Below are 17,894 nucleotides of genomic sequence, written 5' to 3' on the forward strand. Positions count from 1 at the left end.
TCGTCACCTTAAACTACTTCAACTGTTTCTATTTCTACACCTTTGGCCAACTTTTGACGCTCTTCGTCAGTTGCGATGCGGCCTTTGGCCTGACCACGCATTTCAACGTAAGCTAAGTTGTCATCGGTTAAGTCTGAGTTAATAAAGTGAGCGAATCGTTTTAAGCGCTCTGGGCTATTTAATGTTTTCTTCCACTCACATTCGTAAGTGTCGATTACACGTGCCATATCTGCTTCTAATTCTTCACAGATACCTAATTTGTCTTCAACGATAACTTCATGTAAATACTCGATACCACCTTCTAAGTTATCCATCCATACAGAAGTACGTTGTAACTTGTCTGCTGTGCGGCAATAGAACATAAAGAAGCGGTCGATATACTTAATCAATGTTTCATCGTCGAGATCTTGCGCGAATAAGTCTGCATGACGCGGTTTCATACCACCGTTACCACATAGATATAAGTTCCAACCTTTATCAGTTGCAATTACACCTACGTCTTTACCTTGTGCTTCAGCACATTCACGGGTACAGCCTGAAACAGCCATTTTTAATTTGTGTGGAGAGCGTAAACCTTTGTAACGCATCTCTAAGTTAACGGCCATTGAAACTGAATCCAACATACCGTAACGACACCAAGTAGAACCAACACAAGACTTAACTGTACGTAATGATTTGCCGTAAGCGTGACCAGTTTCGAAGCCAGCTTCAACTAAACGTTCCCAAATTGGTGGAAGTTCATGTAGTTGAGCACCGAAGAAGTCGATACGTTGACCACCAGTAATTTTGGTATATAAACCAAAGTCACGGCCTACTTCACCTAAAACAATTAATTGCTCAGGGGTAATTTCACCACCAGCAATACGAGGAACAACAGAGTAAGTTCCGTCACGTTGCATGTTAGCTAAGAAAATGTCGTTAGTGTCTTGTAAACCAATATGCTTGTCGTCCAATACATATTCGTTCCAATGTGTTGCTAACATTGAACCTATAGCTGGTTTACAGATTTCACAACCATGACCTTGACCGTGTGATTCTAATAATTCATCAAAAGACTTGATGTCTTTAACACGGATAATGTCGAAGATTTCTTGACGTGTATAAGAGAAATGCTCACAAAGGCTGTCATCAACCTCAACACCCATTTCAGTTAAAGCAGCGTTCATAACTTGTGTTGTCATAGCGGCACAACCACCACAACCAGTTACCGCTTTAGTGCATGATTTAATACCAGATAAATCAGTGCAACCGCCTTTAACTGCTTCAAAAATATCGCCTTTTGTTACGTCATGACACGAACAAATTTGCGCACTGTCAGGTAATGCATCTACACCTAGAGCCGGAGCCGCACCATCGATAGACGGTAGAATTAAGGCTTCTGGCGAACCAGGGATTTCGATGTCACCTAACATCATTTGCAATAAGTTACCGTAGGCTTCTACATCACCTACCAATACAGCGCCAATTACTTTTTTGTTGTCAGCAGATACAACTAAACGTTTGTAAACACCTGCGTGGCCATCTGAATATGTATAGCTTAAACAACCAGGGGTACGTGCTTGAGCATCACCGATACTTGCAACATCAACACCTAATAATTTAAGTTTAGTACTCATGTCTGCGCCTTCAAACGCTAGATCACCACCTGTGATGTGCGAAACTGCAACTTTAGCCATGTTGTAACCAGGAGCTACTAGACCAAAGATTTTGCCGTCCCATAAAGCACATTCACCAATTGCGTAAACATCTTTAGCAGAAGTTAAACAGTTGTTGTCGATAACGATACCGCCACGAGGACCAATTTCGATATCAAATTGACGTGCTAACTCGTCTTGTGGACGAATACCAGCAGAGAATAAAATTACATCTGTTTCAATGTGGCTACCGTCAGCAAAATTCATGCGGTAACGGCAAGTTTCACCAGCTACAATCTCAGTGGTATTTTTTTCAGTGTGAACACTTACACCTAAAGCTTCAATTTTTGAACGAAGTAACTGACCGCCACCTTCATCCAATTGAACAGCCATCAAGCGAGGCGCAAATTCAACAACGTGAGTTTCTAAACCTAAGTTTTTAAGTGCGTTTGCAGCTTCTAAACCTAATAAACCACCACCAACAACAACACCCACTTTACTAACTTTAGCAGAAGCAGTCATGCCTTCTAAGTCTTCGATGGTACGGTAAACCAAACAATGCTCTTGGTCTTTACCTGGGATTGGTGGGACAAATGGATATGAACCAGTTGCTAAGATTAGTTTATCGTAAGATTCTTCACGACCACTTGCTGTGACGACTTTTTTGTTAGCGTGGTCAATGTTAACGACCTTGTCACTTACAATAAAACGGACGCCGTTTTCATCATAATAATCAGGAGACGTCAGCATTAACTCATCTACTGTTTTACCAGCAAAGTAATATGAAAGCTGTACACGGTCATATGCTAGACGCGGCTCTTCGGAAAAAGTAACTACTTCGTATTGGTCGTAATCCGGGTGTTCAATCATATTTTCGATGAACTTGTGACCCACCATACCATTACCAACAACAATAATTTTTTGCTTGCTCATTATTTACCCTCTATTAAGCTGACAACTGCGTCCATTCAGAATTTTCACTGGTCAGTTGTCCAAACCAATGAAGTGATTCTGCTAATTCAACCACTTGACCAACAACCACTAACGTAGGAGTTTGCAACTTATGTTGCTTAGCCAATTGCTCTAAATTAGACACTGTCCCTGTAAATACTCTTTGCTCTTTGCGGCAACCATTTTCAATCAGCGCTGCTGGTGTGTCAGCTGCCAAACCGTGAGCAACAAGCTGCTGGTGAATTTCCGGCAACTTGCTTAATCCCATATAAAATACCAAAGTGTGATTAAGACGAGCTAAAGCTTGCCAATCAATGTTCAACGTTTTTTCTGCATGTGCAGTTACGAAAGTACAAGCTTGTGATAGACCACGATGCGTAACTGGAATACCTGAGTAACTTGCTGCACCAATACCTGAAGTAACACCTGGCACAACTTCAACTTCAATTCCAGCTTGCTTGAGCACTAACATTTCTTCGCCACCGCGACCAAATACAAACGGGTCACCGCCTTTTAAACGACAAATGTTAAAGCCTTTTTGTGCTTTTTCGACGAGAAGTTCGTTTAGCTTATCCTGTGGAATGCAATGATTGCCCATTGCTTTACCAACATAAAAAGCTGGAGTAGAGGCAGGAAACAAGCTGCGTATATCTTCACTGACCAAACGATCGTATAAAATAATATCAGCTGTTTGAATACATCTGAGCGCCTTAATAGTGAGCAAATCTGCATCACCCGGACCAGCTCCCACAAGAGAAACCTTACCAACACTGCTGTCTTGTTTTACTAACTTAAACATCTTTGCACAAGCTAAGTAACTAAATCGATAACCTAACAAAGCAAAAGCAATGCCAACAATAAAACACCCTATAAAAACAGGTTCTTTCACTATGATTTAAAAGGGTTTTTATTAAAAAATAAGAATTTAAGACACCTTAACTGACCAGGGCATATAATGTATATCCCTTGCTTTTATCAGACTATTTCACTTTTAAGAAGCATGTCGCACCAAGAGTGCACCCAAATAGACCAAATCAATACCATAAATAGTACCAGGCGATGCACACTATTAGTGCAACCCAAAATAAATAACGAAAAACAGCAGCCTAAGCTGCTGTTTTTATTTAAAATGTTTAAACATTTAGTAATTATGCATCTTAGAAGCTGGTTTCAACCCAAACCCATAAACGGTCAGTGTCTGCGTAAGAACCATCTTTAGCACTATAAGTCGCATATTTCAGACCTGTGGTGTAAGATCCAAATTTAGTTGCGGCAACAAAGTCAATTTCATCACCGTAATCTAATGAACCTTCATCTGAATCAAAAGTATGGTAAAAAGCTTTTAGTGCAACACCTCCAACTTTAGTCCCAACAAAAGCATATGTGTCTACTAAACCCATACCTGTTGCTGGAGAGTTAAAGGTATGACCCAAGAACACATCGGCAAAGCCATTAAACTTATGCAAAGTTGCTAATGGAGTTATAAAATGCCCATTACCATCATCTGAACCCAAAGTTTCTTGACCAACTTTTACGGTAAAGCCTGAGAAGGTAGCACCTAATTCTAACGCTAAGTAGCTAGTGTCTATATCTAGTGTTTTGTTGTCTTGAACTGCGTATTCAGCCGAGTAAGAAAACTTAACATCACCGCCTGTCGCGCCTGTAAAACTAACACCGTAAGTATCCACTTCTTGAGTTGCTTCTGGGGCAATTTGATAACCGTAAGCTACAGCTTTACCAAAACCAGTATCGTAAGATAAATTAACTAAGATAGTATCTGCATCAACATCTCTCACTTCACCAAAGATACGGTTGTGCTTGTATACATATGCAAGAGTCGCATTGAAGTCGCCTGATTTGAAACCAACATTCAACGCATCGAAGGTTTGTCTATCTTGTCTCCAACCAACATGACCAACATGACGATGACCATCTAAAGTAATAACTTGACGACCTAATTTTGCTGAAAAGCCACCATTAGCATAGGCAATATATGCTTGCTCCAATTCGGTAAATTCTGGATCTGATATTTCAGCTTTGCCTTTATCAACACCAGCAAGTGCAGTGTTGTAATCATCTTCACCTAATACTTGACGGTTATCTTCAAACTCAACTAGAGCTGAAAAACCAGACACAGCAGCGGTTTTAAAACCAAGGCGCGTACGGAAAGTCAACGCACTTCCATCAGTTGCACCAATTTCAGCATCTTCGTAACGTAAACGAAAATCGCCAAAAGCAGTACCTTCTTTGAAAGCTGTTGCTAATGAATCTGCAGCCATTGCAGAGGTAGACATAAATCCAGCGCTTAATACAGATGCTAGAGTTAATGCTAGTTTAGATTTTTTAAGTTCCATAGGTCACTCCCAAATAACAATATAAAAAATTCGTTTCTTGAAAGTGATGCTGGATGCTCAGACGCAGGGCTAGATTAAGTGATTTAGGTTTAGCCTGTCAACACATATTTTAGATAATTTATTTTATTTTTCAAAGACTTATAAACAAAAAAAGATAAGAAGCACTGGCCAACTGACCAGCGCTTGGTAGGAATGAATTTGCTAATGTTTTAGCCTAGTGGCCAAGTTGCACTTCTGTGCTGCCAAATGTCTTCAGCTTGTTGTATCGCCTCTTCAACCGTGGCTACGGCATCGGTTGTTAATAAAAATATCGCTAATGTGCCAATTACAGCTTGCTGTGCATAGTTGTTATCAACTTGATTCAACCAGACTTGTTGTAACTGTGCCAAATCTAACTCTCTTGGTTTGATTTGCCAGTTTTCCAACAAAGCAGGCATTTTAAGCTCGCCTTTTTGACCTTGCTTAAAATAATGTAATGTGACTTCTCGCTCTGGGTTAAACTCAGTTTCACCGCCTTCCCCACGAAAGCACACTACACTTGCATCATTGCACATTTGTGCTGCATCAACATGACGTATATCAAAGTTTCTGTGATGTACACCATGCAAACTGTGTTTTGCTTTACTAGGATTCAACATTCGTGCCAACGTGTTAGCAGCCGAGCGTAAACCAAATAAAGCGCGTAATTGAATGAGTTTATCCAGTGGTTTGTTTAAATCAGCCAACTCTACATAACAAAAACCAAACTTATTTAGCTGTTGTTCTGCATTTTGTTTGTTTGTGGCGGGTTCAATGCCAAAAAACTGGAGTGCTTCTTTTACATATAAGCGCTGTGATTCAGGTTCAGCCGTGCCGTGAATAAATACTCTGCGCCCTGATTGTGCAAATGCTATAACGGCCAATAAAAACCAGGGTAAATGGCGGCGTTTACCTGCGTAACAGCCTAAGTCCAAATCAATATTTAGTTCAGTAAATTCGCTTTGCACTGTTGTGCGACATGCTTCTACAAAACCTGCAAGTTCTTCGGCTGTTTCTTCACGCACGCGCATTAGCATTAAAAATGCGCCAAGTTGCTCTGGGCTCACTTTATCTTCTAGCATTTGTTGCATGGCATCAAATGCTTGTTCTTTGTTGAGCAGCTCTCCAGCTCTTTGCCCGCGGCCAACCATTTTTATGTATTGTTTAAATTCTGTTTGCATAGCTAACCTCAATTAAGTCTGTGCGTTTGTTGGGTATTTTACGTCAATGGGCGTGCAAAAGTAGAGCTTCTATGTGAGTTTTTTAGTTAACGGCCTTTTGATAGCCTGTCCGCAATCCCTACTGCTTCAATGTAGGTGCAACTATGCTCATAAGGTAAATGGGGAATCTCTCACAAAAACGTGTCGCGTTGCTGAAAGTATGTGCAAAACAAACCATAAGGTCGATGGAGTATTACGTCCAAAATCGCTTTAAACTCATCCCTGAGCCGCTCCCAAAAGATATCCCTATCTTTTGAAGTTTTGTCCGCAACACATCCATCCGCCTTATTCGCATTTGGTGTTGCGGCTAAAACTTATCGGTGCAACGTCAGCTAAATTTATGCAGTTTTCTGATGAATGAGCGGTACTCAAAGTTTTTTAGTTGAATTCTTTCGATTGTTCACTAACGCAAGCTTAGTTTGCGCGTTAGTAAAGCACTGATTGTTAGTCCCCGACTCCGACAATTTTTGTCTAGATACGTTAAATTTGATACGTAATGCTGAATCTAACTCTTGTTCATATCACGTATTCAGCTCTGCTTGGATACACTCTACAAAAAGAATTAAGGATAAGTTCGGAATCTCATATTATTTTACGGTTCCTCAAAAATATGTTCACGGTCACCTTGTTTTTCTAGGTATATAAGACAACGGTAGTACAGCAACAACAATCAGAAATAAGGTGGATGGGTGTGTCTCGAGCAAAACTTCACAAAACAGGGATGTTTTGTGCGAGCGAGCCACGGACGGCCTTGAAGCGTTTTTGTGAGAGATTCCCCATTTACCTTATTGAGCATAAGTGCCCTAACTTGCAGCAACCAGCCTTATAACTCAAAACCTGCAGGGAAAATCGAAAGAGAAAGGATATTAAAGCGCAATATCCAGAACAATATCGCGCTCTATCACTGCCGTTAATTAGCAGCTTTTACAATGGCTTTTAATTAAACCACTTAAATCAGTTTTACATGAACCACAGTTAGTGCCGCATTGTAGGCGATCACCCAACTTCTCAACAGTATCGTCACCATAATCAACAATAGCTTCGATAATTTGTTTCTCGCCCACTTTAAAACAACTACAAATTTGACGACCTTTAGCCACTTCAGGAGTAGGAATGCCAGAAACAAGTGCTTTAACCTCTTCGCGGTCAAATACCTGCAACATAAACATTTCACTTAACCAGCTCATGTCTTCAGTAAATGGCGTAGCTTGAATATAACAAACAAACTCTAACTGACCTTGGGTATAACAAACAACTTTAAATGACTTATCATTGTTGTTTTCAACCCGTAACCACTCACCTTGAGCAGCTGTATGTTTTTGACACCAATCTAACCAGTCATTAACCTCACCTTGGCCGGCGAACAATAACTGTTCACCCGCTTGGTTTGGCGCTTTCGACCAGTATTCAGTATTTGCCTGCATTGCATGGCGACTATAAGCAACTGCATAAAAATCAGCTTGATAAGCTTCAATAGCGATTGCTGCATGTTTAAGCTCAGGCTGACCTGAAATAGGGTCAACAACAGGTGCAAATAAGCGGTTAATATTCGCTTGTGATGCAAACTGTTTATTCCAGTGCATAGGCACAAATACTTCGCCTTGGCGCTGACCTTGATCAAATTGAACACGCAATAACGCTTGTCCAAATTTAGAAGTTAACTGAGCGATTTGACCATCAACTAAGTTAAGTTTTTCTGCATCATTTGGGTGAATTGCTACAAATGCTTCAGAAACGTGCGCAGTTAATTTAGCCGCTTTACCTGTACGTGTCATAGTATGCCATTGGTCACGTACTCGACCTGAGTTACATACAAATGGATAATCGTTACAAGTTTGCTGAACAGGTGCTTTTGCTTCAGTTGTAATAAACTGAGCTTTACCCGATTTAGTATAAAAACGGCCGTTTTCAAACATACGCGCACAGCCATTCGGGTTTTCACGGTTTACCGGCCATTGAACAGGACGTAATTTGTCATATTCAGCTTCGGATAAACCCGCTAAACCTGTGATATCAAAATCACGGCTACCGTTATTTTCATAACCAGATAAACGCGCATGTTCATCAAAAATTTCCGCTGGATGAGTATATTTAAAGCCAGAAGCAAAACCCATAGCTCGCGCCACTTCACTGATAATTTGCCAATCGTGTTTAGCTTGGCCAGATGGTGGCATAATGCCACGTTGGCGTGAAATTCGACGCTCAGAATTGGTTACTGTACCGTTTTTCTCTGACCAACCTGTTGCTGGTAAACGTACATTCGCCCATTCAGAGGTATCAGTATTTTCATTACAATCAGAAACCACAACTAATGGACAGTCTTTTAACGCTTGTGCCACTTCATTACCGTTTGGCAAACTTACAGCTGGGTTAGTCGCCATAATCCAAATGGCTTTAATTTCGCCACTTTTCACTTTAGCAAACATATCAACCGCTTTAGCGCCAGTTTGATCTGCAATGCGTGGAGAACGCCAGAATGTTTGCACATACTCACGGTGTTGTGGATTTTCAATGTCCATATGAGCAGCTAGCATATTAGCTAAACCACCTACTTCACGGCCACCCATAGCATTAGGTTGCCCCGTAATAGAGAATGGACCACTGCCTTTTTTACCGACTTTACCAGTGGCTAAATGACAGTTAATAATAGCGTTACATTTATCTGTACCTTGTGATGATTGATTCACCCCCATGCAATAAAAAGTAATTGCAGTTGGGCTTTTCGCAAACCACTGGTAATAAGTTGTCACTTGCTCAATTGGCAAATCACAATATTCAGCCACACGCTCAATAGTCCATTGTTGGCTATTAGCTAGTGCTGTATCAAAACCTTCGGTAAAACTATTTACATAATTTTGATCAATACAATCGTGTTGATGTAAGTAGTTTAATAAACCGTTAAACAAGGCAACATCGCTACCTGGTTTAATTGCGATATGTAAGTCAGCCAACTCTGTGGTTGCACTTTGGCGAGGATCAATCACCACAACTTTCATATCTGGGTTTAACATTTTGGCTCTTTCCATACGTTGGAACAGCGCTGGGTGTGTCCAAGCGGCGTTGGAGCCTGTTAAAACCAATAAATCTGTATCTTCTAAATCTTCATAGTTACACGGAACAGTATCTGAGCCGAACGCACGTTTATAACCAGCTACAGCTGACGACATACATAAACGAGAGTTAGTATCTATATTGGCACTGCCGATATAACCTTTCATCAATTTGTTCGCGACATAATAGTCTTCAGTCAATAATTGACCAGACACATAAAACGCGACTGCTTGTGGACCGAATTCTTCAATAACTTTATTGAAGCCACTCGCAACATGGTTAATTGCTTCATCCCAAGAAACTTGTGAATCCCCTATCATAGGCTGCAGTAATCGCCCTGATACATCATTCGTTTCTAATACGGATGAGCCTTTAACACATAAACGCCCATAATTGGCGGGATGTTCTGAAGAACCTGTCACTTGAGTTAGCGTCTGCCCATCAACTTTAACGTCGATGCCGCATCCAACACCACAATACGGACAAGTGGTTTGTTTCAATCTTACTGCTGTTTCGTTCATCAAATTCTTACCTAAATTTGGTTAAGATTCCGCCATTGGAATTCTTAACATAAACACTCAAGAATAGGTTCTTCATGACTGCCCGCCTTCGGGAACAAGTTATAAAATGCAACACCTATACCAACTTTAATAACTACATGATTTAAAAGGATTTTAATTCAAATTCACTTTTATGAGCATTAAACTGGTATTTGTAATATGGTGTTTTAAAATGCGCGTGCACCAAAAAGAGACGCTAATCTTAACTGTTTTTACCAAATAAAAACGCAGCCTAGGCTGCGTCCATTGCTCATTATTAGCATCAGCCTCAAATAAAGGCCAAAACCTTATACCTCAACTGCTAGGTTGGCGAGTTCGAGGTCAATTACGTTTTGTACCATGCCCACACAGGTACCACAGCTTGAACTTGCACGTGTTTTAGCTTTAATCGCCTCAACTGTATCACAACCGTCGCGCACAGCTTCCGCAATTGTGCCTTTAGTAACCATGTTACATAAACAGACGAAGCTAGAATCAGCCATATTGAGTGCAGGGTTAACCGGCTCGCCTTGCAACATAGGTACAATAAGCGATTCTGGGGTGTCTTCCAGCTCTAGCTGTTGCAGGTGATATTGGAGTAAATTGTCATATTCAGAAGTATCGCCAATTAACACTGCACCAATAAGGTGCTTCTGCTCAGCATCCGTTACCACTTTCTTATATATGCCCTCTGCAGGGTTTTCATAACAGAAGGTCACTGAATTTGGCGTACGCGCATGTGCATCACCAATTGAGCCAACGGCAACACCCATTAATTTCAATTTGGTGCTCATATCCGCACCGGCAAAAGTGAAATCGCCGCCGATAATATGTGATACTGCCGCTCGCGCCATAGTATAACCAGGTGAAACTAAACCAAAAATACGGTTTTGCCATAAAGCACATTCACCAATTGCGTAAATGTCTGGCTCTGACGTTTGACAATTGTCATTGATAACAATACCACCACGCTCACCAATTTGAATGTCAAAGTCACGTGCTAGTTGGTCTTGCGGGCGAATACCAGCAGAAAACAATACTAAGTCAGTTTCTAAAATAGAGCCGTCGGCAAATTCAAGTTTATGCACACAAGTATCACCATCAACGATTTGTTTGGTAGCTTTTTCAGTGTGTACTTCTACACCTAGCTCTTCAATTTTAGCTTTAAGTGCACGGCCACCACCAATATCTATTTGGGTTGGCATTAACTGAGGTGCAAATTCTATTACGTGGGTTTTTAAGCCTAACTGTTTTAGTGCATTAGCTGCTTCTAAACCGAGCAAACCACCACCAACAACTAAACCGACTTTGCATTTTTCCGCTGCGGCTTTAATGTCATCTAAATCTTCAATTGTGCGGTAAACAAAACAGTTTTCGCGCTCTTTACCCGGAATTGGAGGAACAAAAGGGAAAGAGCCAGTGGCTAAAATTAATTTGTCGTATTCAAGCACCATACCTTGTTCGGTAGTAACCTTTTTATTGCTTTTATCTATATTGGTTACTTTACTGTTTGTGAAAAAATTCACACCGACAGATTTGTAGTAAGCTTCTGATGTTAAAGATAAATCTTCGGCACTTTTACCGGCAAAATACTCAGATAAATGCACTCGGTCGTACGCTAATCTTGGCTCAGCTGACAATACGAAAATTTCATATTCTTGTTCAGTTTGATTAACTAATTGATCGACAAAATGATGACCAACCATGCCGTTACCAACAATAACGACACGTTGTTTAGAAGTTTGTTGAGTTGTCAAAATACTCTCCTCCAACCTGCTTATAAAAAGCAAAAAAGCCGACAAAGCGGCTTTTTATTACCCACAGTGATAGGAGAAGTTTAGCAGGAACTATGCCACTTCTTTACCTTTTTTCTCTGTAGTGGCTTTTTTAGTTGCAACACTTTCAACTTTCTTTTGTTTTTCATATAAGAAAGTTAATACTTCATGGCGATAATGGTTGTATTGTGGATTATCAGCTAAAGCTAAACGCTCACGTGGTCTTTCTAAGTCAATTTTTAGAATTTCCCCAACTGTTGCAGCCGGACCATTAGTCATCATCACAATGCGATCTGATAACAATACTGCTTCGTCGACATCATGAGTGATCATGATAACTGTATTGCCTAACTCTTGATGAATCTCCATCAATGAATCTTGTAAGTGAGCGCGAGTCAATGCGTCCAATGCACCAAACGGCTCATCCATTAACAATACTTTAGGTTGCATAGCTAACGCGCGGGCAATACCAACGCGCTGTTTCATACCACCAGAAATTTCATCAGGGCGTTTGTGCGCAGCGTGAGTCATATGAACAAGTTCAAGATTATGGTTTACCCAATCTTTCATCTCTTGTTTGCTCATTTTTCCTTTGAATACCTGTTTAACGGCTAATTCAACATTTTCATATGCAGATAACCAAGGTAATAAAGAGTGGTTTTGGAATACAACTGCACGCTCTGGGCCTGGTTCATTTACTTCTTTGTTGTCTAGTAATACACCGCCAGTGGTTGCTTGGTATAAACCTGCGACAATGTTAAGTACAGTTGATTTACCACAACCTGAGTGACCAATCAGTGAAACAAATTCACCTTTGGCAATTTTGAGGTCGACTTCTTGTAGAGCACAAAATGGCCCTTTTGGTGTTGGAAATTCGATACCGACTTTTGTTAGTTCTAAGTGTTTTGCATCTAAATCAATCATTGTTCTTGCTCCAAAATCTGTTTTTATAAAATTCAATATCTGTGTTGTTAGTGTTTATCTAAGAACCGCATTTCTAATGTTTATCTAAGAACTGCGTTCTTATCCCAACTAACAAACTTTTGAACCATCAACATAATGCGGTCGAGCAAGAAGCCAATTACACCTATCACTAATACCGCAACCATAATTCGAGCTAACGAATCAGAGCTACCATTTTGGAATTCATCCCAAACGAATTTCCCTAAGCCTGGGTTTTGCGCCAGCATTTCTGCTGCGATTAATACCATCCAACCTATACCGAGTGATAAACGCAAACCTGTGAAGATCATTGGAATAGATGAAGGTAAAACAATTTTAAATACATGGTCTAACTTGTTTAGGCGTAATACGCGGCTAACGTTAACTAAGTCAGAGCTGATGTTTGATACACCAACAGCCGTATTAATAAGAGTTGGCCATAAACAACATAATGTAACTGTGAACGCTGAAGTTAAAAACGATTTTGAAAACATTGGGTCGTCAGTTACATAAACTGCACTCACCACCATAGTTACAAGCGGCAACCATGCTAATGGTGATACAGGTTTAAAAATCTGGATTAAAGGGTTAATTGCTGCGTAAGCTTTTTCGCTTAAACCACACAAGATACCAATTGGCACTGCGATAACTGAAGCAATTAAGAAACCTATCATAACCGTATATAAACTGGTCCATATTTGGTCAAAGAAAGTTGGTTTGCCTGTATAAGGGCGAATTTTTGGCTCGTAGTTAGGATCCACTTTCATGCGAGCTTCGTTTCTTTCATGTTGACGCTCGTAGAATTTTTCAGCTTTTTCACGTTCAGTAAAGTGCTCGCCAACTAAAGTGGTTGTTTGCTCGTATACTTGAGCAGGGCCAGGAAATTGACCTAATGAAGTGTCGATGTTTTTAGCCGTTGCACTCCATAATAGTAAAAATACAATCAAACCGATAAAAGGTAATAACATCGCCATGACGATTTGTTTGCTTTTTTCATTACCAAAACTGCTAATGGTCTTTTTAAGCTCTAGCACGCTTACTTTGTTCATGGTTGCTTCTTTCATAATGTCTCCTACTAACTACGCTGTTTGGTTGGCGGCGACAACTCTGCCACCGCCTAATCTAGAGAGCGATTAAAGTTTAGTGTCGCCTTTCAAACCAATTTTGAATTTCTCAAGATATGCATTTGGTTTAGTACCGTCATACACAACATTGTCGATAAATTCTTTTTGTGGTGGTTTGAAGCCTGTTTCAGTTTTAAAGTTAGGGAAGTCTTTCGCATTTGCTTTACCTTCTTTAATCAATGCTTGAGCAGCGATTGAATAAATGTCAGGACGGTAAACTTTTTTCGCGATATCCATGTACCAGCTATCAGATTTAGCATCTTCGATTTGACCCCAACGACGCATTTGCGTTAAGTACCAAATTGCATCTGAGTAGTAAGGATAAGTTGCGTTGTAACGGAAGAATACGTTGAAGTCAGGAACATCACGTTTGTCACCTTTCTCGTATTCAAAAGTACCTGTCATAGAGTTAGCAATTACGTCGTAATCAGCACCAACATATTGGCTCTTAGACAAGATTTTTACCGCTTCAGGACGGTTAGCATTGTTGTTTGCATCTAACCACATTGCTGCACGGATCATAGCTTTTACTACACGTACATGAGTGTTCGGATTTTTTTCAGCCCAAGTTTTTGATACACCAAATACTTTTTCAGGGTTGTCTTTCCAAATTTCGTAGTCGGTAATAACTGGTACACCGATACCTTTAAATACAGCTTGTTGGTTCCATGGCTCACCTACACAGTAACCATAAATAGTACCCGCTTCTAAAGTAGCTGGCATTTGAGGTGGTGGTGTTACACTTAATAGTGCTTCAGCTTGAATGTTACCGCTTGTGTCACCTTTGTGTGGTGCATAATAACCCGGGTGAATACCACCAGCTGCTAACCAATAACGTAACTCGTAGTTATGGGTAGATACTGGGAATACCATACCCATGTTGAATGGTTTACCTTGTGAACGGTATTTATCAACAACTGGTTTTAAGTAGTCAGCTTTGATTGGATGAACTGGTTTGCCATTCTCATGAGGAATGTTTTTCTTCATCTCTTTCCAGATATCGTTAGATACTGTAATACCGTTACCATTTAAGTCCATGCTGAACGCGGTAATGATGTCTGCTTTAGTACCAAAACCTATAGTTGCACCTAGAGGCTGACCCGCCAACATATGTGCACCATCTAACTGACCGTCAATTACACGGTCTAATAAAACTTTCCAGTTTGCTTGAGCTTCTAGAGTTACATACAAACCTTCGTCTTCGAAGTAACCTTTTTCATAAGCAATCGCTAAAGGCGCCATATCGGTTAATTTAATGAAACCGAATTTTAATTCTTCTTTCTCTGGCCAACCCACATCAGCTGCATTTGCTTGTGCACTGAATAAAGTTGCAGCAATCGACACTGATGCTGCCAAAGTTTTGATACTAGCTTTAATAACAGACGTATTAAATTTCATGTATATCTCCAAAAATTTCCCAAAAAAAAACCCACTCCTGCTCAGCCTTAAAAAAGCTTCGCGGGAGTGGGCTTCATCGCCAAATCAAATTGTTAGCTAAGTAAACATAAACACGACTTTGTGTATGGTTTAGCTTAACTAGTGAATTTGCTGTTGTGCAAATTCAGTTTTAATCAAACACGAACCTATAAATACAATTGCTGTGCCAAAAATAAAAAAACATTTAAAATCAGACCACTAAAACAAAAATCAGTATTTATGGTATTTCAAAATCACTGACTATCCCTAAAACGGTGCACCGTTTAGTGCCATTTTTACCAAATTAACTTAAATCAATTTTTATTTGTAAATAGATGCAACCTTTTAGCCCTTTTGTTCGTTACTGAGTGATTAATGGTCTAAAGTTTAATGGCCAAATGAATTAAAATATGTATGAAAAAATGAGGCGTGGCATGAAGAGCAATTGGTTATTAGCAACTACTATAATGACAGCGCTACAACTTGGCGCTTGTGGCGGGCAAGATGTGCAAATTGATATAGACACAGATGAGCAGCCTAAAGATGAAGAGCTCACTAACAATGCGCAACAAAATATTTTATTAATAATATCAGACGATCAAGGTTTAGACGCCTCAACACAATACGACTATTCAACAGATTTACCGGCCACACCGACGCTCGATGCACTAGCAGACAAGGGCTTGACCTTTGATAATGCTTGGGTGACACCCGCTTGTACCACAACGCGTGCCGCCATTATTACCGGTAAACACGGGCATAACTCAGGCGTTACTTATGTGCCAGCGCCTCTTTCTAGTGCACACACCAGCATTCAACAACATTTGGCCAATTCAACAGCGTCCATAAATTATGTATCCGGCGTATTTGGCAAATGGCATTTAGGCGGTGGTAACCCAGATGCAAATCACCCTAACGATATGGGTATCAATTATTATGCAGGCAATTTATCTAACCCAGAAGATTATTATAACTGGACCCTAACCATTAACGGTGTGCAGTCACAATCAACCGAATACCATACAAGTAAAATTACCGATTTAGCCATAGACTGGATTAATGGACAAACTAATCCTTGGTTTGCTTGGGTCGCTTATTCTGCGCCGCACTCTCCTTTTCATTTACCACCCACCAACTTGCACAATCGTACAGATTTGACTGGCACCCAGGATGATATCGACAATAATAAACGTGATTATTTTCTTGCCGCGATAGAAGCAATGGACAGCGAAATTGGTCGCTTGATAAATTCAATGGATGAACAAACTAAAGCCAACACCACAATTATATTTATTGGTGACAACGGTTCGCCTAAAGCTGTCATTGACCAAGACTATTATAGAGTAAGCCATGCTAAAGGCACTTTATATCAAGGTGGTATTGCCGTACCTATGGTAGTTTCCGGTGCAGCGGTAACACGCCAAGGTGAACGGGAAGATGCATTAATAGAAGGTGTAGATTTGTTTGCCACCATAGCAGAGCTTGCAGGCAATACAGCAACACAAATAAATGACAGTACAAGTTTTGCTGCTTTATTAAGCCATAGTGATACAGCGCAAGATGCGTATGCTTTTTCAGAATTTGAATCAGACGATGTGACAGGTTGGACTGTGCGCAACCAAACGCACAAATTGGTGCAACTTGAAGATGGTAGCCAACAGCTATTTAGCCTTACCGACAACTTTAAAGAAACGAACAACCTCATTGACAACCCAAGTGCAGATGACCAAGCGGCGCTAACCCAGTTGCAAAATTACGCCAATCAAATGTTAGGTGATGATAGTTCAGTTATTGATATCACAGATGCGATTTTAACTAAGCAAACCGCCAACTGCGCTGATTATGTTGCTGGTTACACTTCAAACGTTACTGACATTAATAACAACAAAAATTTCGCGGGTGACCTAACCATAACTGTATCGGGCAACACTTGTATTTTTGCCACCAATGCAATACCAAACCATGACTTTAACGACGGTGGCAATAGTTTTCCAAACGACGTATCAGAACAAAATGACCAATTCAGCGTGACTACATCGCCGACTTTTGCAGCAGAAACAACCGCGTTAAGCCTGCAAATTGATAACGCTATTTTATTAAACGGTGTTAAAGTCGATTTACTTGCTGCGGGTTGTTATGGCATAGGCAATGGCAAAATTGGCTGTAATGATGACAGCCAGCCTTGGCGCTATGACCCTATGCATATTGCAAATGGCTTTCAGGTAGACAGCCATAATGCTCATGCACAACCTGATGGCACCTATCATTACCATGGCTCACCTTTTGCCCTATTTGATGAAAAAGGAGATGTCGCCTCACCTGTGATTGGTTTTGCTGCTGATGGCTTTCCAATTTTCGGTTCTTACTTTGACGACAATGGGGTAATTCGCAAAGCTTTATCAAGTTATCAACTAAAACAAGGCAGCCGCCCCACTGGTGATGCTAACCCAGGTGGCGATTATGATGGTGCCTTTAGAGATGACTATGAGTTTGTGCAAGGCGCTGGTGATTTAGATGAGTGCAATGGCATGACAATTAATGGTGTATACGGTTATTACATTACCGATAATTACCCATATGTGCTCGCCTGTTTCAAAGGCACACCTGACCAGAGTTTTTATAAGTGATGTCCGGTCGGCTATATTGCGGTTAGTTTGGTGCAATATAGCCGCTGCTGGTTTAGTGCTTTATGTCCAAGATAGTCTATGGAGAATTGCTCACAAAAGCGCTGCAAGTACATCCTTGTAGCGCTCGCACAAAACGTCCCTGTTTTGTGAAGTTTTGTTCGCAACCCATCCATACACTATCTTTCAGCACTTGATCGCTTTGGACATTGGCAGTCATTCACAATATCAGCAGCAGCTCCATTC

At 40.5% G+C, this 17,894-nt stretch carries 9 protein-coding genes and 1 pseudogene; 1 reads left to right on the forward strand and 9 read right to left on the reverse strand.

The window, feature by feature from the left end; all coding sequences use genetic code 11:
- Positions 1–8 precede the first annotated feature (8 nt).
- The 9 genes and pseudogenes from nirB to ACMZOO_RS04140 form a co-directional block, all read right to left on the reverse strand.
- Positions 9–2,567: a nitrite reductase large subunit NirB gene (nirB, locus tag ACMZOO_RS04100; protein ID WP_440905516.1), complete on the reverse strand. Its 2,559-nt coding sequence runs from the start codon at positions 2,565–2,567 to the stop codon at positions 9–11.
- Positions 2,568–2,580: 13 nt separating this feature from the next.
- Positions 2,581–3,384 carry a uroporphyrinogen-III C-methyltransferase gene (cobA, locus tag ACMZOO_RS04105; RefSeq protein WP_440905517.1) on the reverse strand — a complete coding sequence of 268 codons (804 nt, stop codon included), beginning with the start codon at positions 3,382–3,384 and terminating at the stop codon, positions 2,581–2,583.
- A 358-nt stretch (positions 3,385–3,742) separates the two neighbouring features.
- On the reverse strand, positions 3,743–4,939 hold the full coding sequence (locus ACMZOO_RS04110) for an alginate export family protein (protein ID WP_440905518.1): 1,197 nt from the start codon (positions 4,937–4,939) through the stop codon (positions 3,743–3,745).
- 209 nt (positions 4,940–5,148) lie between these two features.
- Positions 5,149–6,138 (reverse strand): glycosyl transferase family protein, encoded by a 990-nt coding sequence (locus ACMZOO_RS04115; protein WP_440905519.1) that lies wholly within the window; start codon positions 6,136–6,138, stop codon positions 5,149–5,151.
- A 953-nt stretch (positions 6,139–7,091) separates the two neighbouring features.
- A complete protein-coding gene (locus ACMZOO_RS04120; protein ID WP_440905520.1) occupies positions 7,092–9,749 on the reverse strand; it encodes a nitrate reductase in 2,658 nt (885 codons plus the stop codon).
- A 329-nt stretch (positions 9,750–10,078) separates the two neighbouring features.
- Positions 10,079–11,524, reverse strand: a pseudogene (locus ACMZOO_RS04125) (FAD-dependent oxidoreductase); the annotation flags it as partial.
- Between the two features lie 90 nt (positions 11,525–11,614).
- Positions 11,615–12,466, reverse strand: coding sequence for an ABC transporter ATP-binding protein (locus ACMZOO_RS04130; RefSeq protein WP_440905521.1), 852 nt, complete (start codon positions 12,464–12,466; stop codon positions 11,615–11,617).
- Between the two features lie 80 nt (positions 12,467–12,546).
- Entirely contained in the window at positions 12,547–13,458 is a 912-nt protein-coding gene (locus ACMZOO_RS04135) for an ABC transporter permease (RefSeq protein WP_440906334.1), read from the reverse strand.
- Between the two features lie 159 nt (positions 13,459–13,617).
- Positions 13,618–15,006, reverse strand: a complete 1,389-nt coding sequence (locus ACMZOO_RS04140; RefSeq protein ID WP_016955428.1) for a CmpA/NrtA family ABC transporter substrate-binding protein — start codon at positions 15,004–15,006, stop codon at positions 13,618–13,620.
- A 452-nt stretch (positions 15,007–15,458) separates the two neighbouring features.
- On the opposite strand from ACMZOO_RS04140, the gene ACMZOO_RS04145 reads away from it, so the two are divergent.
- Positions 15,459–17,651: a YHYH protein gene (locus ACMZOO_RS04145; protein ID WP_440905522.1), complete on the forward strand. Its 2,193-nt coding sequence runs from the start codon at positions 15,459–15,461 to the stop codon at positions 17,649–17,651.
- Positions 17,652–17,894: the final 243 nt, after the last annotated feature.

Source organism: Catenovulum sp. SX2 (assembly GCF_052056295.1).
In the GTDB taxonomy this organism is placed as follows: Bacteria; Pseudomonadota; Gammaproteobacteria; order Enterobacterales; family Alteromonadaceae; genus Catenovulum.

What these genes read in the sequence shown, in the direction of transcription:
- nirB (WP_440905516.1), bottom strand. Translation starts at nt 2,567, where the DNA reads ATGAGCAAGCAAAAAATTATTGTTGTTGGTAATGGTATGGTGGGTCAC.
- cobA (WP_440905517.1), bottom strand. Translation starts at nt 3,384, where the DNA reads ATGTTTAAGTTAGTAAAACAAGACAGCAGTGTTGGTAAGGTTTCTCTT.
- ACMZOO_RS04110 (WP_440905518.1), bottom strand. Translation starts at nt 4,939, where the DNA reads ATGGAACTTAAAAAATCTAAACTAGCATTAACTCTAGCATCTGTATTA.
- ACMZOO_RS04115 (WP_440905519.1), bottom strand. Translation starts at nt 6,138, where the DNA reads ATGCAAACAGAATTTAAACAATACATAAAAATGGTTGGCCGCGGGCAA.
- ACMZOO_RS04120 (WP_440905520.1), bottom strand. Translation starts at nt 9,749, where the DNA reads ATGAACGAAACAGCAGTAAGATTGAAACAAACCACTTGTCCGTATTGT.
- ACMZOO_RS04130 (WP_440905521.1), bottom strand. Translation starts at nt 12,466, where the DNA reads ATGATTGATTTAGATGCAAAACACTTAGAACTAACAAAAGTCGGTATC.
- ACMZOO_RS04135 (WP_440906334.1), bottom strand. Translation starts at nt 13,458, where the DNA reads ATGGCGATGTTATTACCTTTTATCGGTTTGATTGTATTTTTACTATTA.
- ACMZOO_RS04140 (WP_016955428.1), bottom strand. Translation starts at nt 15,006, where the DNA reads ATGAAATTTAATACGTCTGTTATTAAAGCTAGTATCAAAACTTTGGCA.
- ACMZOO_RS04145 (WP_440905522.1), top strand. Translation starts at nt 15,459, where the DNA reads ATGAAGAGCAATTGGTTATTAGCAACTACTATAATGACAGCGCTACAA.